Annotated in this window: 18 protein-coding genes and 3 tRNA genes; 6 read left to right on the top strand and 15 right to left on the bottom strand. The window is 71.8% G+C overall.

All coding sequences use genetic code 11. The annotated features are described in order from the left end of the window. Window positions 1-156: 156 nt before the first annotated feature. The 7 genes from GCL72_RS00770 to GCL72_RS00740 all read right to left on the bottom strand — a co-directional run bounded on the left by GCL72_RS00770 (window position 157) and on the right by GCL72_RS00740 (window position 5,445). The gene (locus GCL72_RS00770) at window positions 157-735 is read right to left on the bottom strand and encodes a GNAT family N-acetyltransferase (protein ID WP_211364929.1); all 579 of its coding nucleotides are present in this window, start codon (window positions 733-735) and stop codon (window positions 157-159) included. Window positions 736-813: 78 nt separating this feature from the next. Next, window positions 814-887 (bottom strand) — tRNA-Met (locus tag GCL72_RS00765). 85 nt (window positions 888-972) lie between these two features. After that, a tRNA-Thr gene (locus tag GCL72_RS00760) sits at window positions 973-1,044 on the bottom strand. Window positions 1,045-1,246: 202 nt separating this feature from the next. Beyond that, entirely contained in the window at window positions 1,247-3,223 is a 1,977-nt protein-coding gene (locus GCL72_RS00755; RefSeq protein WP_153142797.1) for a DEAD/DEAH box helicase, read from the bottom strand. Window positions 3,224-3,547: 324 nt separating this feature from the next. Next, window positions 3,548-4,606, bottom strand: a complete 1,059-nt coding sequence (locus GCL72_RS00750) for a class I SAM-dependent methyltransferase (protein ID WP_211364928.1) — start codon at window positions 4,604-4,606, stop codon at window positions 3,548-3,550. Window positions 4,607-4,643: 37 nt separating this feature from the next. Then, window positions 4,644-5,012, bottom strand: a complete 369-nt coding sequence (locus GCL72_RS00745) for a CPBP family intramembrane glutamic endopeptidase (protein WP_153142795.1) — start codon at window positions 5,010-5,012, stop codon at window positions 4,644-4,646. Further along, the gene (locus tag GCL72_RS00740; RefSeq protein WP_153142794.1) at window positions 4,957-5,445 is read right to left on the bottom strand and encodes a hypothetical protein; all 489 of its coding nucleotides are present in this window, start codon (window positions 5,443-5,445) and stop codon (window positions 4,957-4,959) included. The genes GCL72_RS00745 and GCL72_RS00740 overlap by 56 nt, the downstream gene beginning before the upstream one ends. Before the next feature lie 430 nt (window positions 5,446-5,875). Between GCL72_RS00740 and GCL72_RS00735 the strand changes: the two genes are divergently transcribed. After that, window positions 5,876-6,610 (top strand): sensor histidine kinase, encoded by a 735-nt coding sequence (locus GCL72_RS00735; RefSeq protein ID WP_170289516.1) that lies wholly within the window; start codon window positions 5,876-5,878, stop codon window positions 6,608-6,610. Further along, window positions 6,598-7,254, top strand: a complete 657-nt coding sequence (locus GCL72_RS00730) for a response regulator (RefSeq protein WP_153142792.1) — start codon at window positions 6,598-6,600, stop codon at window positions 7,252-7,254. Before GCL72_RS00735 ends, GCL72_RS00730 begins: the two co-directional genes overlap by 13 nt. 6 nt (window positions 7,255-7,260) lie before the next feature. Here the strand turns inward: GCL72_RS00730 and GCL72_RS00725 are convergent, their stop codons facing one another. The 3 genes from GCL72_RS00725 to GCL72_RS00715 all read right to left on the bottom strand — a co-directional run bounded on the left by GCL72_RS00725 (window position 7,261) and on the right by GCL72_RS00715 (window position 10,702). Further along, window positions 7,261-7,887, bottom strand: a complete 627-nt coding sequence (locus GCL72_RS00725) for an MOSC domain-containing protein (protein ID WP_153142791.1) — start codon at window positions 7,885-7,887, stop codon at window positions 7,261-7,263. Window positions 7,888-7,991: 104 nt separating this feature from the next. Next, the gene (locus GCL72_RS00720) at window positions 7,992-9,173 is read right to left on the bottom strand and encodes a cystathionine gamma-synthase (RefSeq protein WP_153142790.1); all 1,182 of its coding nucleotides are present in this window, start codon (window positions 9,171-9,173) and stop codon (window positions 7,992-7,994) included. Between the two features lie 2 nt (window positions 9,174-9,175). Then, the gene (locus GCL72_RS00715) at window positions 9,176-10,702 is read right to left on the bottom strand and encodes a pyridoxal-phosphate dependent enzyme (RefSeq protein WP_153142788.1); all 1,527 of its coding nucleotides are present in this window, start codon (window positions 10,700-10,702) and stop codon (window positions 9,176-9,178) included. Window positions 10,703-10,840: 138 nt separating this feature from the next. Between GCL72_RS00715 and GCL72_RS00710 the strand changes: the two genes are divergently transcribed. Further along, window positions 10,841-11,923: a DNA-3-methyladenine glycosylase family protein gene (locus GCL72_RS00710; RefSeq protein WP_153142787.1), complete on the top strand. Its 1,083-nt coding sequence runs from the start codon at window positions 10,841-10,843 to the stop codon at window positions 11,921-11,923. Window positions 11,924-12,028: 105 nt separating this feature from the next. Here the strand turns inward: GCL72_RS00710 and trxA are convergent, their stop codons facing one another. Next, a complete protein-coding gene (gene trxA, locus GCL72_RS00705) occupies window positions 12,029-12,481 on the bottom strand; it encodes a thioredoxin (RefSeq protein ID WP_153142786.1) in 453 nt (150 codons plus the stop codon). A 199-nt stretch (window positions 12,482-12,680) separates the two neighbouring features. Further along, window positions 12,681-12,762 (bottom strand) — tRNA-Tyr (locus GCL72_RS00700). Between the two features lie 243 nt (window positions 12,763-13,005). On the opposite strand from GCL72_RS00700, the gene GCL72_RS00695 reads away from it, so the two are divergent. Further along, window positions 13,006-14,430: an aminotransferase class I/II-fold pyridoxal phosphate-dependent enzyme gene (locus GCL72_RS00695; protein WP_153142785.1), complete on the top strand. Its 1,425-nt coding sequence runs from the start codon at window positions 13,006-13,008 to the stop codon at window positions 14,428-14,430. A 36-nt stretch (window positions 14,431-14,466) separates the two neighbouring features. Here GCL72_RS00695 and GCL72_RS00690 read toward each other — a convergent pair whose 3' ends face one another. Further along, window positions 14,467-15,735 carry a cobalamin-independent methionine synthase II family protein gene (locus tag GCL72_RS00690; RefSeq protein ID WP_153142784.1) on the bottom strand — a complete coding sequence of 423 codons (1,269 nt, stop codon included), beginning with the start codon at window positions 15,733-15,735 and terminating at the stop codon, window positions 14,467-14,469. A gap of 346 nt (window positions 15,736-16,081) precedes the next feature. Between GCL72_RS00690 and GCL72_RS00685 the strand changes: the two genes are divergently transcribed. Then, window positions 16,082-16,570: a YajQ family cyclic di-GMP-binding protein gene (locus GCL72_RS00685; protein ID WP_153142783.1), complete on the top strand. Its 489-nt coding sequence runs from the start codon at window positions 16,082-16,084 to the stop codon at window positions 16,568-16,570. 130 nt (window positions 16,571-16,700) lie between these two features. Here GCL72_RS00685 and GCL72_RS00680 read toward each other — a convergent pair whose 3' ends face one another. After that, window positions 16,701-17,936, bottom strand: coding sequence for a Na/Pi symporter (locus GCL72_RS00680; protein ID WP_153142781.1), 1,236 nt, complete (start codon window positions 17,934-17,936; stop codon window positions 16,701-16,703). A 384-nt stretch (window positions 17,937-18,320) separates the two neighbouring features. Between GCL72_RS00680 and GCL72_RS00675 the strand changes: the two genes are divergently transcribed. After that, window positions 18,321-19,214, top strand: coding sequence for a M48 family metalloprotease (locus GCL72_RS00675; protein WP_153142780.1), 894 nt, complete (start codon window positions 18,321-18,323; stop codon window positions 19,212-19,214). An 85-nt stretch (window positions 19,215-19,299) separates the two neighbouring features. Here GCL72_RS00675 and GCL72_RS00670 read toward each other — a convergent pair whose 3' ends face one another. Continuing rightward, on the bottom strand, window positions 19,300-20,724 hold the full coding sequence (locus GCL72_RS00670; RefSeq protein ID WP_153142779.1) for an FAD-dependent oxidoreductase: 1,425 nt from the start codon (window positions 20,722-20,724) through the stop codon (window positions 19,300-19,302). Between the last annotated feature and the right edge of the window lie 86 nt (window positions 20,725-20,810).

Raw genomic sequence — 20,810 nt, 5'->3', positions numbered from 1 at the left:
CGTCCGAGCCCGTTCCGACCAGAGGAACCGAGATCCACAGCAGATGTCCAGCCGACGTCAGGCCCAACACCAGAGGTGGTCCGTAGTGTCGGAGACACCTCATCGAGGTGCGAGTGATCCGAGGACCCTCGGGTCGGGCTTTCTGATGCGTCCCCCTCACGCCGCCCGGCCCGGGGGTCCTCTTCTGCTCGCAGACGGATCGGCGCGTGCGGCACCGTCGTCGTCCGCCAGCAGCTGGAAGAGGATGTGATCCTGCCAGCGCCCGTCGATCCGGAGATAGTCCGGCGCCACTCCGTACGGCCGGAATCCGTTCTTCGCGAGCACGCGCTGTGAGGCGGCGTTCGCGAACACGGTCTCCGCCTGGAGGCGATGCAGCCCCAGCTCGCCGAAGGCGACGGCGATCGCCGCGGACACCGCCCGGGTCGCGATCCCGCGCCCGTTCGCCCGTTCGCTCACCCAATACCCCATGGCGGCCGATTGGAAGGCCCCTCGGGTGATTCCGCTGAGCGTCAGCCGCCCGACGATCGCGTCGTCGTCGAGGATCACCGCCGGGAACGTCCTGCCCTGTGCGTGGTCGTCGAGGCTCTGCCTCGCGATCTCGAGCTGCGTCGCGGGCTGGAAGTACTCGTCCTCCCGGGCAGGCTCCCACGGGGCCAGGAACTCGCGGTTCTCCCGGAGCAGCGCCGTGACCTCCTCGACGTCGTCGACGGACAGACGACGGATCGTGGCGCTCACGGCGACTCCCCCTTCGCTCCGGGCTCCGGACATGAGAAAACCCCGGAACCACCGAGTGGTTCCGGGGCTCCGGGCCCGTAGCGGTGGCGGGGCTCGATCCCGCGACCTCACGATTATGAGTCGTGCGCTCTAACCAACTGAGCTACACCGCCACAGAATGAGAAGCGCCCGCGCCGTGCAGTGGCGCCCCATCCTCGGGAGGATGAGACGCTCTGCGCTGCGCGGGCTCTCACTCCGAGCCCCAAGCGGGAATCGATCCCGCGACCTCCACCTTACCAAGATGGCGCTCTACCGCTGAGCTATTGGGGCAACGGCATGAAAGTCTACCAGCACCCTCATGGCGAGTGAAATCGAGAGGATGTGACCTGACTCACCTCTTCGATCCACCCTCGCGTCCGGGGCTCGATGACCAGCCGCGCGGCCGGTCAGGCGACCGGCGGCCTGAGACTGCCGACACGACGACGGCGCGGCCCCGACCGTGTGGCCGGGACCGCGCCGTCGTCGTGCAGGCTCAGCTCGAGCGCGGCTTGCGCTTCGTGGAGCCGAAGCCGCCGGACTTGGCGTCACGACGCCCGCCGCCGCGCGGTGCGCCGCCCCCGCGGCCGCCGGACGCGCCGCCGGCGTCCTTCTTCAGCTCGATCAGCTCGCCGCCGATCCGCGTCTTCGCCAGCGCATCCCACTGCGCGGAGGACAGCTGCTCGGGCAGCTCGACCAGCGCGTGGGTGTTGCGGATGTCGATGCCGCCGATGTCCTTGGCCGGCAGGTCGGCCTCGTTGGCGATGGCCCCGACGATGTGACCGGGGTTCACCCCGTTCCGGCGGCCCACAGCGATGCGGTACATCGCCTTGCCGGGGCCGGCCTCGCGGGCCGGCCCCTTCGGGCCACGGTCACGACCGCCGCGCTCGGGCTTCTCCGAGGCCTCGCGGGACGCTTCGCGGACCAGGTCGTCGTGGCCGGAGTCCCGGTCGAACAGCGGACGCCCCTCGTGGAGCATCGCCACCAGCGCGGCGGCGACATCCTCCCCGGAAACATCGTTATCGGCGATGTAGGAGCTGACGACCTCGCGGTACTGGTCGATCTGGCCGTCCTGCCGGGCGGCGGTGATCCGCTCGGCGAAGCGCCGCGACCGGGCGGCGTTGACGTCGGCGATGGTCGGCATCGCCATCTGCTCGACCTTCTGGCGCGTGGCCTTCTCGATCGAGCGCAGCATCCGCCGCTCGCGCGGGGTCACGAACAGCACAGCCTCCCCGGAGCGCCCGGCGCGGCCGGTGCGGCCGATCCGGTGCACATAGGACTCGGTGTCCATGGGGATGTCGTAGTTGTAGACGTGGCTGATCCGCTCGACGTCGAGCCCGCGGGCGGCGACGTCGGTGGCCACCAGCACGTCGACCCGGCCGGCGCGCAGATTCTCCACCGTCTTCTCGCGCAGCTTCTGCGGGACGTCGCCGTTGATGGCGGCGGCGCGGAAGCCGCGGGCGGTCAGCTTCTCGGCGACCTCCTCGGTGGCCGCACGAGTGCGGACGAACACGATCGCTCCGTCCTGCGTCTCGGTCTCCATGATCCGCACCAGGGCGTCACCCTTGGCGTGATGCTTGACCTGGACGTAGCGCTGGCTGATCGTCGACGACGTCGACGTCGCCTCCTTGACCGAGACCTCCACCGGGTCGTTCAGGTAGTCGGCGGAGATCCGGCGGATGGCCTTCGGCATGGTGGCCGAGAACAGCGCGACCTGCTTCGCGGACGGAGTCTTCGCCAGGATCTGGTCGACCTCCTCGGCGAAGCCCATGCGCAGCATCTCGTCGGCCTCGTCGAGGACGAGGTGCTCGATGCCCGAGAGATCCAGCGAGCCGCGCTGCATGTGGTCGATGACGCGCCCCGGGGTGCCGACGACGACCTGCGCACCACGGCGCAGACCGTCCAGCTGCGGGCCGTAGGGGGCGCCGCCGTAGATCGGCAGCACGGTGACGCCGTCGACGTCGGCCGCGTAGGTGGAGAACGCGTCGGCCACCTGCAGCGCCAGCTCACGCGTCGGGGCGAGCACCAGCGCCTTGGGGGTCCGGGTCAGCTGGCCGGCGTCGTGCTCGGCGGCCAGGCTGCTCAGCGTCGGCAGCGCGAAGGCCGCCGTCTTGCCGGTGCCGGTCTGGGCCAGACCGATGACGTCGCGGCCCTGGTTCATCAGCGGGACGGTCCGGGCCTGGATCGCCGTGGGGGTCGTGAAACCCATCCGGTCGACGACGGCCATCACACGATGGTCCAGGCCGAGGGTGCGGAAGGCGGGCTCGGCGGCCTCGGGCGCCGCGGACGTCTCAGCGGTCTCGGACTGCACGGGCTCCTCCGTCTGCTCAGCAGTCTGGTCGGTCGCCTGCTCAGTCGTCTGCTCAGCAGTCGGCTCAGCCTGCGGGGTCTGCTCCTCCGTCGCAGCCGTGGCGGGCTGCTCGACGGTCTCCTGACGCTCGTCGGCGTCCGGGGTGATGGTGGGGGTGCTCATGGGCGGTGCTCCTTCTCGGATCGGCACGGCCGGTCCTCGACAGCACAGCTCTTCTGCACACATGCGTCGACCACCTCTGCTCGACATGCGTCAAGGGCAGGGCAGGGTGCACATGCTCTGATGAGAGCTGGGATGACGGGGACTCTGCGACCGCTGGTCGGCTCCGGAGTCGACCCGTGAAACACACATGAACCTCGACAGGCATCACAGGCGTCGAATGCTTCGACGCTCGCCTGGAGCAAGCAGGAGAAGACGGGGCCTTCCGGAGAATGCCCTATGAGTCTACGGCATCGCGACGCCGAATGCCGAGTCGAGAGACGAAGGTCACGGCCAGGCCACGTACCAGGCGTTCTGCGCGTCATGCGGCAGCAGGTGCGTGGACACCGAGCTGAAGCCGCTCTCGGCGAGCAGCGCCTCCGCGGCCGGCCGCCCCCACGCGGCTCCGAGGCCGGTCCCGCCCCGGGCCAGCGAGACCGTCAGGCAGTGCATCGTGGAGATCGTATAGATGAACGGTCCCAGCGGGTGGTCGAGGTCGCCGGCATGAGTGCCCGAAGTATTGATGTCCTGGGCCAGGTAGACGCCGTCGGGCCGCAGCACCTCCCGGATGCCGCGCACCACGGCGAGGGGATCGACCTGGTCGTGGATCGCGTCGAAGGTCGTCACCAGGTCGAAGGACTGGGCGCCCCACGGCGCCGGGAGGACGGCGGCGTCGCCGACGCGCCCCTCCAGCGACGGCAGGTCGGCATGCTCGGCGCGCAGGTGGTCGATCGCCTCCTGGGAGAGGTCGAGCCCGTGGAACCGCGAGCGCGGGAACTCCCGGGCCAGCACTGCCAGCGCCCTCCCCCGGCCGCACCCGACGTCGAGCACGTCGATGCCGGCGGTCAGCCGGCCGGCGAGGCCTGGGACCATGGGCAGGACGTCGTCGAGCAGGGCGGCGACCACCGTCTGTGCGGAGTCGGCCTCCATGACCTCCTGGAACCGCGGATAAGAGGAGTACGGGACCCCACCGCCCGTGCGGAAGCAGCCGACGAGCTCGTCCTCGACGCCGGCGAGGACAGCCAGGTACTGGGCGAAGGCCGCTACGTTCGCCTCGCCGGCGTCGGTGAGCAGGTCCGCATGCGCCGCCGGCAGCCGATAGCGTCCGGTCTGCGGGTCGTGGGCGACGAGACGCCCGACGGTCATCGCCCCGAGCCACTCGCGCACATAGCGCTCCTGGAGACCGGCGGAGGCGGCGAGCTCGACAGCCGTCGGCGGCGTCGACGCCTGCGCCAGGACGGAGAGGAGCCCGGTGCGGTGGCCGAGGGCCAGCATCAGCCCCAGGCACCCGTCGTTGAGGATCCCGACGAGACGCTCCTCCGCCGCCTCGGCCGTCGGGTCGTCCACCGTCCACATATGCCTCACCCCGCTGCCCGGTCCACCGTCAGCGTCCGCCCGGCCGACCGGGAGAGTCAAGAGACCCGGCCCGTGATGCGGGAGAGACGGGCCTCGCCCGCACGATCCGATGCTCGACCCAGAGCACGAAGGCCGCGACCGCCGCGGCATCGGCCAGTGCCACCGGCCAGCCGACCTCCGTCGCCGCCAGGTCGCCGATCCCGCCGAACCCGACGAGAGACGCGGCGAGGTTGTTGACCACATGCAGCGCGATCGCCGCCTCGAGCCCTCCGGTGCGCCAGGTGATCCAGGCTGTCCCGAGCGCGAACACGGCGATCGCCAGCTGCCCGGGCAGGTCGTAGTCATGGCCGAGCACGAAGGCCAGCAGCAGCATCGGCCACGGGACCTGCAGCCCCATCTGCCGCCCCCTCGCCGAGCTGCGCCCAGGCGGAGACGGCCGCCATCCCGGCGGTGACGACGACGGCCGGCACCAGGCAGCGCGCCATCATCGTCCAGCGCAGCCGCCCGGCCACTGAGGACAGCAGCCCGACCGGCCGACATCCCGCCAGCCGGAAGCCCAGCAGCAGCGCCGGGAGCATCAGCGCGATGGTTCCGAAGATCAGCGTGAATCCCCAGGGATCGTAGACGTCCAGCGTCGCAGGAAACTCCGCGTCGGAGTCCCGGATCAGCGGCGACAGCAGTACGGCGATCATGAGGACTAAGCCGCCGACGGCATAGATCACCGCACTGAGCACCAGGCCCAGCAGCGGCTTCCACCAGCGGTACTGCGGCCAGCTGCGGGCCAGTCGGTGGTGGGCCGGCGGCGCCGACGCCTCGTCGGGGCACGGCATGGAGTGCGGCGGGGTCGTGACATCAGTGGTCGTCGAAGAAGGCCTGGTTCCATCCTTCGCCGGCCCGCCGGCGCCCACATCGGCCGCTGAGCAGCCGGCCCGCCGTCGAGAGGACCAGATCAGCGTCATCCTTCCGGTCGACGCGGGGCGCCGGGCCGGTGGATAGGCCGGACGCCGTGACAGCTCGTGGACGACGCCGACGCCACCTCTGGCAGCTGCCCCTGACGGCGCTGATCGGCCTGGCCTCCGGCGTCGTCGTCTGGGTGGACGTCATCACGATCGACCCCGGCATCTCGCCGCTGCTGCTCCTGCTCGACGTCCTCCTCGGCCTCACCTCGATGGTCCTGGTCGGCCTGCGGGACCGGGCCCCGGTGACCATCGCCCTGCTCCTCTGTGCGACGGCGGGCTTCTCCGTCTTCGACGTGGCCCCGTGGCTGCTCGCCGTCGCTTCGCTGAGCACGCGCCGCAGCCTGCGGCTGGTGGCGCTCCTGCTCGCCGCCACTGTCGCCTCGCCGCCGAGCAGGCCCGCACGGAGGAACGCATCCGGATCTCGCGGGAGATCCACGACGAAGTCGGCCACCGGCTCTCGCTCATCGCCCTCCATGCCGGGGCGCTGGAGTACCGCGAGGGGCTCGCCGCCGAGCAGGTACGGCATGAGGCCGGAGTGATCCGCTCCAGCGCCCACCAGGCGATGGGCGAGGTCCGCCGCACGCTGCAGGTGCTGCGCGACGACGCGTCCGGACATCTCCCGGAGGATCACGACCCGGGGCTCGATCTGGAGGCGCGCATCCGGCGCCTCGCCCAGGACGCCGACGACGCCGGCTCCCCCACCACTGTGCGGACCCCGGCGCCGCTGGCCGAGCTGCCGCCCGCGTCGAGCCGCCACGTCCACCGCATCGTGCAGGAGGCGCTGACCAATGCGCTGCGCCATGCCCCGGGAGCCGCCGTGGAGGTCACCCTTGACGGCGGCCCCGGCGACCGGCTGGCGCTGACCGTCGCCAACCCGCGGATCCGCAGAGCGCCGGAGGAAGCTCCGGTCGGCGCCGGCGGAGGACTCAGGCATGTCGGCGCCCGCGAGCGCTCCGAGCTGGCGGGCGGGCAGCTCGTCACCGAGGCCGGAGAGGACGAGTTCCTCGTGAGGGCGTGGGTGCCATGGCCGAGCTGAGTGTGCTGGTCGTCGACGACGAGGAGCTCATCCGTGCCGGTCTGCACCTGCTGCTCGACGGCGCCGAGGGGCTGCACATCGCCGGCGAGGCCGCCGACGGGCACCGGGCCGTCGAGCTCGCCGCCGCGCTCGACCCCGATGTCGTGCTGCTCGACCTGCGCATGCCGGGCATGGACGGCTTCGCCTGCGCCGAGCAGCTGCTGGCCGACGACCCCGACCGTACTGTGCTGGTGCTGACCACCTTCGACGCCGACGAGACCGTGCTGCGGGCCCTGGAGCGCGGCGTCGCCGGATTCCTGCTGAAGGACACTCCGCCGGCCGAGCTCGTCCGCTCCGTGCGGCAGGCCGCCGAGGGCGCCCCGGTGCTCTCTCCGTCAGTCGCCCGGCAGGTGATCTCGCGGGCCACCGCCCCGCGCGAGGGCTCCCGGAGCGAGGAAGCTCGCGGCCGCCTCGCCGCACTGACCGAGCGGGAGCTGGAGATCGCCCGAGCCGTCGCCGAGGGGATGACGAATCAGCAGATCGCCGAGGCGCAGGTCGTCAGCCTGCCGACGGTCACGACGCACATCGGGCGGATCATGCAGAAGCTGGAGGCCGACAATCGGGTGAAGATCGCCCTGGCGATCCATCGAGCGGAGCTGAGCTGAGGCGGCTCAGTCCCCCGGCCGCGCGGTCGCCGGGCCCTTCGCCGTCGCGATCTCGCGGATGGTGGCCTCCGGGGCCTCGGCGACGGAGATGACCTCCACCGGGTCGCCGGCGCGGATCTCGCCGGGGGTGACCACGCGGAAGTAGGTGCCGGGGCGGCCGGCCTGCAGGAACCGCTTCACCCAGCCGGGCTCGTCCATCCAGCGGCCGAAGGTCGCGCAGGGGATCCGCGGGCGGGTGGCCTCGAGGACGAGCTGCTCGCCGATCCGCCATCGCTCCCCCGGGTAGGCGCCGTCGACGTCGAGGCCGGCGAGCCGCAGGTTCTCGCCGAAGGCCCCGGCCGGGAGGTCCCGGCCGAGCTGATCGGCCCACCAGGCGGCGGCGTCGTCGGCATAGGCGTAGACCGCCTTCTCCTCGCCCCCGTGGTTCCTGCGGTCGGCCTGGACGTCGCCGTGCAGCCCGAAGGTCCGGACCATGACCGGTTCCTCGGTGGGCCGCTTGTCGATGGCGGTGACCCCGACCGTCCCGGCGGCGTCGCGGACGAGCTGGTCGACCACGCAGACGGCCTCCACTGTGCCGGTCAGGCCGAGCCGGTCGGCGGCGGCGAGCAGACAGATGGGCGAGGCGTCACTCATGGCGCCAGTCTAGGCGCCCCCTCGGAGGCGATGACGCCGTGGAAACTGTGGGAATGGTCGCTCATTCCCACACGAGCCACGGAGTCATCCCCGGCCGACGGCGCTCAGAGGCCGGCGAGCGCCGCGTCGAGGTCCTCGATGAGGTCGGCGACGTCCTCGATGCCCACTGAGAGACGCAGCAGGTTCTCCGGCACCGCCAGCTCGGTGCCCTGCACCGAAGCGTGGGTCATGTGGTGCGGGTGGTTCATCAGCGACTCGATGCCGCCCAGCGATTCGGCCAGCTGGAACAGCCGGGTGCCCTCGGCGACCTTGCGCGCCGCCGGCTCGCCGCCGCGCAGCTGCACTGAGACCATGCCGCCGAAGCCGCGCATCTGGGTCTTCGCCAGGTCGTGGCCGGGGTGGTCCGGAAGCCCCGGGTAGAGCACCCGCTCGACGGCGGGGTGGTCGACCAGGTGCTCGGCGATCGCCTGGGCGTTGCTGCAGTGCCGGTCCATCCGCACCCCGAGAGTCTTCAGCCCGCGCGTGGTGAGATAGGCGTCCAGCGGCCCGGAGACCGCGCCGACGGCGAACTGCTGGAAGCCGACCTGCTCGGCGAGGTCGTCGGCGGCGGCGTCGGATCCCAGCACCACCGCGCCGCCGACGACGTCGGAGTGCCCGCCGATGTACTTGGTCGTCGAGTGGACCACCGCGTCGGCGCCGAGGCTCAGCGGCTGCTGCAGATAGGGCGTGGCGAAGGTGTTGTCGACCACGAGCAGCGCCGAGCGTCTGTGCGCGATCTCGGCCAGCGCGGCGATGTCGGTGATCGCCATCAGCGGGTTCGACGGAGTCTCGACCCACAGCACGGTGGCGTCCTCGGCGTCCAGGGCCGCGGCGACGGCGTCGGCGTCGGCCAGATCCAGCGGGGTGTTCGCGATGCCCCAGTTCCCGTGGACGCGGTCGATGAGCCGGTAGCTGCCGCCGTAGGCGTCGTCGCCCATCACGATCCGCTGGCCGGGGCGCATCACCGCGCGGATCAGCGCGTCCTCGGCCGCCAGCCCGGAGGCGAAGGAGAAGGCGTGGCCTCCGCCCTCGGCGGCGGCGAGCTGGGTCTGCAGCGAGCTGCGGGTCGGGTTCGCCGCCCGGCCGTACTCGTAGCCGCCGCGCAGCCCGCCGATGCCGTCCTGGGCATAGGTCGAGGAGAGGTGGATCGGCGGGACCACGGCCCCGGTGGTGGGGTCGAAGTCCTGGCCGACGTGGACGGCGGCGGTGGAGAAGCCCAGCGGGCTCTCGGCGTGGTGATGGGTCATGCTCAGGCCTCCTCGTCGAGTCCGGTCATCCGGACCAGCAGATCATTTCGGGTCAGCACGCCGACGATGTCGCCGTCCTGGGCCACCAACAGCGTGGGGGCGGTGCGCAGCTTCTCGAGGATCTGCGGCACCGTCTCGGTGATGCCGACCAGCGGCAGCTCGTCGGAGAGATGCTCGGACACCGGGGCCCGCGGGTCGACCTGGCCGAGGATCAGCGCGTCGGAGAGCCGCTCGACGTCGACGGTCCCGTAGACCTCGCCGATGCGCGCGACGCGGCCCGGCTCGTCGATGACCGGCACGATGTCGACGCCGTAGCGGGTCATCACCGAGATCGCCTCGCGCAGCGTCGTCGAGCGAGGGATGGCGATGACCTCGGGCAGCGCCTCGGAGACGGCGTCGCGCTTGGCGGTCAGCAGGTCGGCCGCCGTCGTCGTGCGCGGATCGCGCGCCCCGGTGCCCGGGGCCGGATCGGCGACGCCGCCGAGGCGGCCGTCGCGCACGGCCTCGGAGATCTCCTCCGCGCTGGTCACCGCCAGCTCGGAGCCGGTGGAGGTGGAGACGACCTCGCCGAAGCCGTGGTCGATCATCCACTGGTCGTTGAAGATCTTGCCCAGGTAGCCGCGGCCGGAGTCGGGCAGCACGGCGACGACGACGTCGTCCTCGCCCAGGCCCTCGGCGACCTTCAACGCCGCGGCGACGGCGGTGCCGGAGGATCCGCCAACCAGAAGCCCCTCCTCAGTGGCCAGCCGGCGGGCCATGGCGAAGGATTCAGCGTCGGTGATCGCGTGCTCCTCGTCGGGCACCGACGGGTCGTAGTTCTTCACCCAGATGTCCTCGCCGACGCCCTCGACGAAGTACGGGCGCCCCTCGCCGCCGGAGTAGACCGAACCGTCAGGGTCGGCGACGACCACCCGCACAGGTCCGGACGCGCGGTCGGCGGAGACCTCCTTGAGGTAGCGGCCGGTGCCGGTGACGGTCCCGCCGGTGCCGGCGCCGACGACCAGGTGGGTGACCGTCCCGTCGGTGTCCTCCCAGATCTCCGGGCCGGTGGTCTCGTAGTGGGAGTGCGGCGCGGCCGGGTTGGAGAACTGGTCGGGCTTGAAGCCGCCGGCGATCTCGGCGGCGAGCTGGTCGGAGATTCCGTAGTAGGACAGCTCGGACTCCGCGGAGACGCCGCTGGGGCCGACGACGACGTCGGCGCCGTAGGCGCGCAGCACGTCGCGCTTCTCCTGGGCTACCTTCGGCACGGTGACGAAGACGCTGCGGTAGCCCTTCTGCTGGGCGACCAGCGCCAGGCCCACGCCGGTGTTTCCGGAGGTCGGCTCGACGACGACGCCGCCGGGCCGCAGCCGGCCGTCGGCCTCGGCCTCCTCGATCATCTTCAACGCGATGCGGTCCTTGATGGAGGCGCCGGGGTTCAGATACTCCAGCTTGACCAGGACGGTCGCGGAGATTCCTTCCGTCACCCGGTTCAGCTTCACCAGCGGGGTGCCGCCGATCAGGTCGACTACGGACTGGGCATATTTCATGCTCCCAGGCTACCGTCGGGGCCTTCCGGGGCCGCGGGCTGATCGCCCGCGGCGGACTCACGGAGAAACAGAGCAGCCGTGCGACGAGGATCCCCTGCGGCACCCGTCGGACCGCGCCGGCTGTGGTGGGATGGACGGGTGGACCACTCCCCCGCTCACGTTCCCCGGGCCGAGCGCATCGTCGACGTCGGCGGCGTCCTCGACCTGCCCCGGACCCTGGGCGTGCTGCAGCGCGGCCGGGCCGATCCGGCGCTGCAGATCGACGGCGGGCCGCTCGGCGGCGGCGCCGTTGGCGGGCCGTCCGGCACCCCCGGAGCCGGCGCCTGGCTGGCGTTCCGACAGGATCTCCGGCGGCCGGACGGCGCCCCGGCCCCCGCCGACGAGGAGCCGGTCCCGGTCCTGCTGCGCCTCGACCAGCTCGACGCCTCTCACGTGCGGGTCCGGGCCTGGACCGCCGCGCCGGACGACGACGGCGCGGCCGCCGGGACGGCCGTCGCGGAGGCGGCGACGCTGCTGGGCGCCGCCGACGACTGGACCGCGTGCGAGAGGCTGCTCGACGCCCGCGGCGACGAGCAGTCGGCGGCGCTTGCGCGGGTGCGTCGTCGGCATCCGGGCGTTCGGCTTCCGGCGACCGGCCGGATGGTCGAGCAGCTGGTCACCGTGGTGCTGGAGCAGAAGGTCACCCATGATGAAGCCCGTCGCTCCTGGCGCGAGCTGCTGCGCGCCGTCGGCGAGCACCCGCCGGGCCCGGCGCCCCGGGGGATGCTGCTGCCTCCAACGCCGACGCAGCTGCGCGGCATCCCCTCCTGGACTTGGCACCGGTTGGGGGTGCAGCCGCCGCTGGCGGCGACGGTCCAGCGGGTGGCCGAGCGGGCGAGCGCGCTGCGGCGACTGGGCGCCGTCGGGCCCGCCGACGTCGACGCGGCCGCCGAGCTGGCCGATCGGCTGACGGCGATCCGCGGGATCGGCGCGTGGACGGCGGCGGAGACGCTGCAGCGCAGTCACGGCGCGGCGGACCTGGTCGCCGTCGGCGACTATCACCTGGCCCATCGCGTCGGCGAGGCGCTGAGCGGGCGACGCGCCGACGACGCCGGGATGCTCGCGCTGCTCGAGCCCTGGCGCGGGCACCGGCAGCGCGTGGTGCGGCTGATCGGACTCAGCGGCTTCCAGCACCAGCGGCGCGGGCCGATGCTCGCCCCGGAGGATCACCGCCGCCGCTGACCTCCGCCCCACACACGTCGAGCGGGGGATCCACTGCGGCTGTGCGCCGGATCGGCGCCGACAGCAGCCATGGATCCCCCGCTCGATGCGTCGGGGCGGGGAGGCTCAGCTCCGGACGGAGTCCTCGCCGGAGCCCTCGGAGCCCTCCGCAGCCTCGCCGGACTCCTCGTCAGACTCCTCGGAGTTCTGCGCGGCCTCGGCCTCGTCCTCGGCGATCTGGCGATGGACCTCCTCCATGTCCAGGCCCTTGACCGCCGTGATGACCTCGTTGAGCTGCTCGGCGTTCAGCGCGCCGGCCTGGGAGAACACCAGGACCTTCTCGCGGAACGCCATCAACGTCGGGATGGAGGTGATGTTCGCCGCCGCCGCGAGCTCCTGCTCGGCCTCGGTGTCGACCTTGCCGAAGGTCACGTCCGGGTGCTGCTCGGAGACTTCCTCGTAGACGGGGGCGAACTGCTTGCACGGACCGCACCAGTCGGCCCAGAAATCGATCAGCAGGATCTCGTTGTCCTCCAGCGACTGCTGGAAGCCTGCCGTGGTCAGTTCGGTGGTAGCCATGGCGGCCACCTTACGCGACCACGACGGCGCTGTGGGCGCTTAAGCGACCGGCGAAAGCTCCCTGGAATCAGGGTGGGGACCGGCTGGATGAAGCCCGCGACGGGCCCTGCGAGAAGCTCGCGAGGAGGCCCGGCGACGAGGCCGCCGCATGCACGACGAAGGGCCCGGACCATCCGGTCCGGGCCCTTCGTCTCAGGGGTGGCAGATGAGGGATTCGAACCCACGAAGGCAATGCCAGCTGATTTACAGTCAGCCCCCTTTGGCCGCTCGGGTAATCTGCCCTGCTGTCCTCGATCGGGCCTGCCCGGCCGAGCACCCCACCACTTTAGCCGACGATCCGGGACTCCTGCCAATCGGCGCCGGGTGTGCGTCTGCTCACCCGCCCGAGCTCCGCCGCGGGCGGGCTCGGCACCCGGTCAGGCACCGGGCTCAGCACCGGGCTCGGTCGCGCCTGCGCCCGCGCAGCAGCGCGCAGTAGGCTGGACGCGCAGCCCTCCGCGCCCCCGCCATCTCCAGGAGCTCCCGTGGCCGACGTCGACGCCGCCTCCCTCGCCCGTTCGCTGACCGAGCACAGCCCGGCGGGGATCGCCGAACAGGTGCGCGAGCTCATCGTCGACGGCACGCTGGAGGCCGGCACGCGCCTGCCGACGGTCCGCGACGTCGCCACCGAGGTCGGCGTCAGCGTCGGCACCATCGCCCAGGCCTGGGCGCTGCTGCGCGAGGGCGGGCTCGTCGAGACCCGCCGGCGCGGCGGCACGCGCGTCATCGAGGGCCATGGCCCGACGGCGGAGAACTTCCCCGGATGGCACGCCGTGGACCTGCTGCGCCACAGCCCGGATCCGCGGCTCGTCCCGCCGCTGGAGGATGCGCTGGCCCAGGCGGTCCACCAGCCGGGCATCCACGCCTGGAGCCGCGAGCACGTCGTCGAGCAGCTGGCCGAGCAGCTGGCGGAGCGTCTGCCCGACCAGCCGCGGAGCTATGCCGCGGTCAGCTCCGGCACCGAGGCCCTGTGGCTGGCCACCCGGGCCGCCGTCGACGTCGCCGCCGGGGCCGCCAGCGCCGAGCACGCCGCCGAGGCCGGCGTCGGGCTGCGCACCGCCGCGGGCGCCGAGCCCGTGATTGCCGTCGAGGAACCGGCCTCGCCGGGCTATCTCGGCGTGCTGCGCGGCCTGGGCCTCGCCCCGGTCGGCGTCGCCGTCGACGAGCAGGGTCCGCGGCCGGAGGCGCTGTCCGCGGCGCTGGAGCAGGGCGCGGTCGCCGTCGTCCTCTCCCCCTCCGGGGCGTTCTCCGACCGCCACCGACTCACCGCCGAGCGTGCCATGGCGCTGGAGCCGCTGCTGGCCGCTGCCGGCGAGGTCACGATCATCGAGGACGACCCGCTGGGCCCGCTGGCCGAGGACGGCGAGGCCGTGCCGTCGCTGGAGGCCCTCTTCCCGCACCGGACGCTGCGGGTGATCGGCTTCGAGCGCGCCTTCGGCATGGACCTGCGCAGCTCCGTGCTCGCCGGCGACGCGCAGCTGATCCGCCGGTGCATCGCGCGCCGCTCGGGCGGAGTGGCATCCACCAGCCGCATCCTGCAGCATGCGCTGGCCCACCAGCTGCGCGACCCGGTGGTCGCACACCGGCTCGTCTCGGCGCGGAAGCACTACGCCGCCCGTCGCGAGCTCGCCGTGGAGCGCTTCGCCGCCGCCGGGCTGACCGCCCGCTCCGGGCCGGGAAGCTGGGCGGTCTGGGTCGAGGTCGACGACGAGCAGTCCGCGGCCCTGGCGCTCGGGGCCCGCGGGATCGTCGTCGACGTCGGAAGCTCCTGCGTGGTCGCCCCGCGGCCGACCGGGCTGCTGCGGCTGTCGACGGCGCAGCTGCCCGAGGACCCGGCGCGGCTCGACGAGCTGGCCGCCACCGTCGCCGGAGCGACCCACGGCTCGCTGGAGGACGCCACCTTCGTCTGAGCCGGCGCCGGGGCCCGGCCGCCCGCCGGGCCGTGCTCAGCCGAAGAGCCGCCGCGTGGCGATCTCCGCGCCCTCGGCGAGGCTGCGCAGCTTGGCCTCGGCGATCTGCGGGTGGAGGCGCCCGCCCAGGCCGCAGTCCGTCGAGGCGATGACGTTCTCCCGGCCCACCCGCTCGGCGAAGCGCTCGATCCGCTGGGCGACGAGCTCCGGATGCTCGACCACGTTCGTCGCATGCGAGACGACGCCCGGCACGATCACCTTGCCCGCCGGCAGCTCGACGTCGTCCCAGACGGTGTACTCGTGCTCGTGGCGGACGTTGGCCGCCTCGAAGGAGTAGTACGTCGCATCGATCTGCAGCATGAGGTCGACGATGTGCCGGAACTCGATGTCGGTGGTGTGCGGACCGTGCCAGGAGCCCCAGCACAGGTGGAAGCGGATCTGCTCCTGCGGCAGTCCGCGGAGGGCGTGGTTCAGCGCGTCGATGCGCAGCTGGGTGAAGGCCCTGTAGTCCTCCACGCTGGGCTCCGGCGAGATCTGGTCCCAGTTCTCCGCGATGGAGGGGTCGTCGATCTGCACGATGAGCCCGGCGTCGGTGATGGCCCGGTACTCCTCGCGCATGACCTCGGCCCAGGCGAAGAGATGCTCCTTCTCGTCGCTGTAGTGGCGGTCGGCGATGCGGGCGGCCGAGCCCGGCGAGAGCGAGGTCATGAAGCCGGTCTCCAGACCGGTCGCGTCGAGGGCGCGGCGCAGGTTCGCGACGTCGGAGGCGATCGCCTCGTGGCCGGTGTAGGCCAGCGGGCCGGTGGTGGCCGGGAACGGCGTCGCATGCGAGCCGGTGCCGATGCCGCCCTCCGGATCGCTGTAGGCGTCGTGGAAGGCCGTCCAGTCGCGACGGTTCGGGAAGCTGGTCAGCCGCACGTCGCCGGGGGCTGACTCCACATGCGGCTGGCTGAAGATGTCCTCTCCGGTGACCTCCAGGCCGGAGACGCGCTGGAAGATGTAGGACCACCAGGCCCCGTAGTCCACTGCCGAGGACATCGCCTTGCCGTACTCGCCGTCGCCGGGAACGGTCACCCCGGCGGCCTTCTGCCGGACGACGAGGTCGACGACCGCCGCGGAGAGCTGGCGGTCGAACTCCGGGGTGCGCTGCAGCGTCAGTCCGTCTGCGGCGAACTCGCGGGCGGCGTTGGCGGCGATCAGCTCCTCGGTGCGCGGCAGCGAGCCGGCGTGGGAGACGAGGATCTGTCGCGCCGGGTCCTGCAGAGTGCCGACGGGAGTGCTGGTGTGGGTGCTGGCGTGAGGCATGCGGCCTCTCCTTCCTGGGTCGGTCGGAGGGCCCGCTCCGGCGAGCCGCGGACTCCCCGGTGCGGACCCGCCGGCGCGGCGCCGCCCGCGGCCCGTCGCGGGCTCGGGGCGCCTGGCCGGTGCAGAGCAGGTCCGCAGCGGTGCCCCGAGGCGGGGCGCGAGGCTTCGCATGCACGCTGCGTGGTTGACATGGCCGTCGTCGGACGCCGCGGAGCCGCGCCGGCCAACGAAATGTTCATGTCTTCACTGAGCATTGTAGGGCGGCCCGGTGGACCCCGGGCCGATATGACGGCGGCCGATAGACTCGACGACGACTCACGACACCGTCTCGAGCAGGAGGACGCTCATGGCCAAGGAATCCAGCTTCGACATCGTCTCCCAGGTGGACAAGCAGGAGGTCTCCAACGCGCTCCACCAGGCGCAGAAGGAGATCTCGCAGCGCTACGACTTCCGCGGGACCGGCGCGGGGATCGACTACTCCGGCGAGAAGATCCTCATCCGCGCCGAGGCCGAGGAGCGGGCGAAGGCGGCCAAGGACGTCTTCGACTCCAAGCTGATCAAGCGCGGCATCTCGCTGAAGTCCTTCGACGCCGGCGAGCCCTACGCCTCCGGCAAGGAGTACCGGATCGAGGGCGCCATCAAGGAGGGCATCGACCAGCCCACCGCGAAGAAGATCACCAAGATCATCCGCGACGAGGGCCCGAAATCGGTCAAGGCCACCATCCAGGGCGACGAGCTGCGCGTGACCTCCAAGTCCCGCGACGACCTGCAGGATGTCATCACCCTGCTGAAGGACTTCGACGACGCCGCCCTGCAGTTCATCAACATGCGCTGACCCGCGGCCGAGTCTGCGACCGGGCCGACCTCCGGGCGGCGACACGACAGCGGCGCCCCCGCTCCGCAGTGGAGCGGGGGCGCCGCTGTCGTGTCGGCCCCGTGCCGGCGCCTCGCCGACGTCGTGCCGGTCAGACGATCGCCGTCACCGCGATCAGACCCAGCGGCAGCACCAGGAAGATGCCCACCACCCAGCCGGCGGCGTAGAGCTTCTTCTCCGCGGCGACGTCGGCCAGGCGGCTCGCCGCGCGCAGCGGCAGATCGCGCAACCCCGGGATGCCGAAGATCAGCGCAGTGGCCAGCACGTTGAACAGCAGGTGGGCCAGCGCGGCGATCAGCGCCACCCTCGCCTCCGGCCCGTCGAAGGCGAAGGCCGAGATCAGCGCGGTGACCGTCGTGCCGATGTTCGCCCCGAGGGTGAAGGGGTAGATCTGGCGCAGGCTCAGCGTCCCGGAGCCGGCCAGCGGAACCATCAGGGCCGTCGACGTCGACGAGGACTGGACCATGACAGTCATCAGCGCGCCGGAGCCGATGCCGGCCAGCGGCCCGCGGCCCATCGCCGCGTGGAGCACGGCGCGGGCCTTGCCGACCATCAGCACCTTCAGCAGTCGGCCGATGAGGTTGATGACCAGCAGGATGAGCGCGACGGCGACGCCGATCATCACCAGGCCCTGCCAGAGCGGGGGCAGCCAGCCCAACGAGGCGGTGATGCCCTCGGCCAGCGGCGTGGTCGCCCCCTTGATGACGGAGCCGAGGCCGCCGAAGATGGCCGCCAGCGGCCCGCCGTCGGTGCCGGAGAGCGGGTCAGCCAGCGCAGTGGCGAGCTGCTCCAGCAGTCCGAAGGCCATCTCCAGCGGCAGGAAGATCGCCACCGCGAGGAGGTTGAAGAAGTCGTGGACCGTCGCGGCGGCGAAGCCGCGGCGGAAAGCTGCCTGATCCCGGACCATGCCGAGGCTGACCAGCGTGTTGGTCAGCGTGGTGCCCAGGTTCGCGCCGAGGATGACCGGGATCGCGATGGACAGCGGCAGCCCGCCAGCGACCAGCCCGACGGTGACCGAGGTCGTCGTCGAGGAGGACTGCGTCAGGACTGTGGCGGCGACGCCGACCATCAGGGCGACCAGCGGATTGGTGGCGAAGTCGAAGAGCGTCTCGGCGTGCCCGCCGGTGGCGATGCCGAAGCCGTCGCCGATCACGTGGACCGCGGTGATCAGCACGTAGACCGCGGCGACGACGCCGAGCCAGTTGGCGATGCTGAGCGCCCGGCCGGAGAGGCCGAGGCGCTCGAAGGGGGTGATGGGACGGGCGACAGGAGCTTCGTGAGCTCCGGTGGTGACCTTCTCCGGTGCCGCGGCGGCCGGTGCGGACATCGATTCTCCTCAGCGTGAGCCGAGACCCTCCGGGCCTCTGCCGGACGCAGCTTCCGCCGCCCGCTCATCCACCGGTGAACACTCGGTGATGTGGGTGACACGACGGACAACACTGCGCATCCCTTGCCCCATGAGCGTCACACGCGGAGGTGAACTCCGAGTGAACTGCCCTCCACCCACGCATGACAGCCGCTGTGGAATCACTCACACGCGCCCTGCTCGCCGCATGATCAACCAGTGTCGTCCTTGAGCATGGTGCTGACGGATGTTCCCGTCGAGGCCCGCGCCGAGAGCGGACGAGCGCCCCGGACGGATAGCATGGACGACGACGGGGTGATCCCGACGACGGCGCCCCTCCCCGCACGTCATCGGACAGGAGAGCGCATGCATCAGCACCACGGACGGCTCCGCACGGCAGGCCTGCTGGCCTTCCTCTTCGCCCTGCTGCTGCTCATCGGAGCGCTGCTCGCCTACTTCACCAGCAGCCCCAGCTTCCTGTTCATCTTCGGCCTCATCGGCGTCGGCTCGGTGGCGTACTCCTACTGGAACTCCGACAAGCTCGCCCTGCGGGCGATGAAGGCCTATCCGGTCAGCCGCGAGCAGGCGCCGGCGCTGTACGAGATGGTCGAGGAGCTCGCCGAACGCGCCCAGCAGCCGGCCCCGCGGATCTTCATCGCCCCGCAGCCGACGCCCAACGCCTTCGCCACCGGGCGCAATCCGGAGAACGGCGTCGTCTGCTTCACCGAGGGCATCCTGAACCTGCTCAGCCCCCGGGAGCTGCGCGGGGTCACCGGACACGAGCTGATGCACGTCTACAACCGCGACATCCTGATCTCCTCAGTCGCGGCCGCCGTCGCCGGCTTCCTGACCACGATCAGCCAGTTCTTCATGCTCTTCGGCGGCGGCTTCGGCCGCGGCGGCAACAACCAGGGCGGCAATCCGCTGGCGCTGATCGGGGCGATCGCCGCGGTGATCCTGATGCCGATCGCAGCCAGCCTCATCCAGATGGCGATCAGCCGCACCCGGGAGTACGACGCCGACGCCGACGGCGCCGAGCTCAGCGGCGACCCCCTGGCCCTGGCCTCGGCGCTGCGCAAGCTGCACGGCGGCATCAACGCCGAGCCGCTGCGCGAGGACCCCAAGCACGATGCCCATGCGCATATGATGATCGCCAATCCGTTCGGCCCGAAGGCCAAGCAGCTCTTCTCCACGCACCCGCCGATGGACGAACGCATCTCGCGCCTGGAGCAGATGACCTCCGGCCCGCCGCAGGGCTGAGACCCCGCCCCACGACGAGACGAGCCCGCCCGGACCTCAGGGTCCGGGCGGGCTCGTCTCGTCGTGGGAGGGGGCGGCGACCGCCTCAGCTCTGGCGCGAGATGCGGACCATCTCCTCGCGGGGCACGACCTTGACCCGCTCGCGCTCCACCGGACCCTGCGCCGTCGCCTGCTCGCCGAGGGAGACCTCGTGCGCGTCGAGCGTCAGCCAACCGTCCCAGGTCGTGTACTCCACCCCGCGGGAGTCGAGCAGCTCGAGCACCGCCGCCTCGTCGGGCTCCTCGGCGGCGGGCAGCTGGTGGACGTCCTCCAGCAGGCAGCCGATGGTCTCCAGCGCGTCGCCCTTGGTGTGGCCGATGAGTCCGACCGGACCGCGCTTGATCCAGCCGGTGGCGTAGGTGCCCGGCAGGTGTTCCCCGTCCTCGTCGAGCACGCGGCCGGCCTCGTTGATGATCACCCCGCGCCGGGCGTCGAACGGGATGCCCGGCACCTGGGTGCCGTAGTAGCCGACGGCGCGGTAGACCGCCTGGACCGGGTAGTCGAGGAACTGTCCGGTACTCCGGACGCCGCCGGAGCCGTCGAGCTCCATGCGCTCGAAGCGGATGCCGTCCACGCGGCCGGTGCCCTGCCCCTGCTCATCGGTGCCCTCGAGGACCTCGACCGGCTGGTGCAGGAAGTGCAGATGCAGCTTCCGCTCGGCCTCCTCAGTGCGCTCCTCCTGCTCGACCAGCCAGTTGGTCAGCGTGTTGACCATGGTCTTGACCTGATTGTTCGACTTGATCGCCTCGTCGGAGGCCTCGTCGAACTCGAAGTCCTCCTCGTCGAGGACGATGTCCACGCCCGGCGCGTGCGAGAGCTCACGCAGCTCCAGCGGGGTGAACTTCACCTGCGCGGGGCCGCGGCGGCCGAAGATGTGCACGTCGCGGGCCGGGGACTCCTCGAGCCGCCGGTGGACGTTCTCCGGGACCTCGGTGGTCAGCAGGTCTTCGGGTTGCTTGGCCAGCATGCGGGCGACGTCCAGCGAGACGTTGCCGTTGCCGATGACCGCGATCTGCTCGGCCTCCAGCGGCCAGTCGCGCGGGTAGTCCGGGTGGCCGTCGTACCAGGAGACGAAGTCGGCCGCGCCGAAGGACCCCTCCAGCTCGATGCCCGGGATGTCCAGCGAGGCGTCGCGGATCGCGCCGGTGGCGAAGACCACGGCGTCGTAGTGCCGGCGCAGGTCCTCCAGCATGAGGTCGACGCCGATCTCCACGTTGCCCAGCAGCCGGATGTCGCCGCGGTCCATGACCTTGTGCAGCGCCTTGACGATCCCCTTGATGCGCGGATGGTCGGGGGCGACGCCGTAACGGATCAGCCCGAACGGCGCCGGATACCGGTCGAAGAGGTCGATGCTGACCGGAATGTCGCTCTTCTTCTGCGACTTGGCCAGGATGTCCGACGCGTACACGCCGGCCGGACCGGCCCCGACGACGGCGACGCGGACGGGGCGCTGGGGAGTCTGGTCTGTCACTTCGGGGACGTCCTTTCCATGCGCGGCCGACGGCACGACGACGCGCTCGACCGCGGGCGGCGTCGTCGCGGGGGTCGCGCCGCCGT

It is taken from the genome of Nesterenkonia halophila (assembly GCF_009467795.1).
GTDB lineage: Bacteria > Actinomycetota > Actinomycetes > Actinomycetales > Micrococcaceae > Nesterenkonia > Nesterenkonia halobia.
The sequence above is the reverse complement of the archived record's forward strand: the minus strand, read 5'-3'. Positions and strand labels throughout refer to the sequence as shown.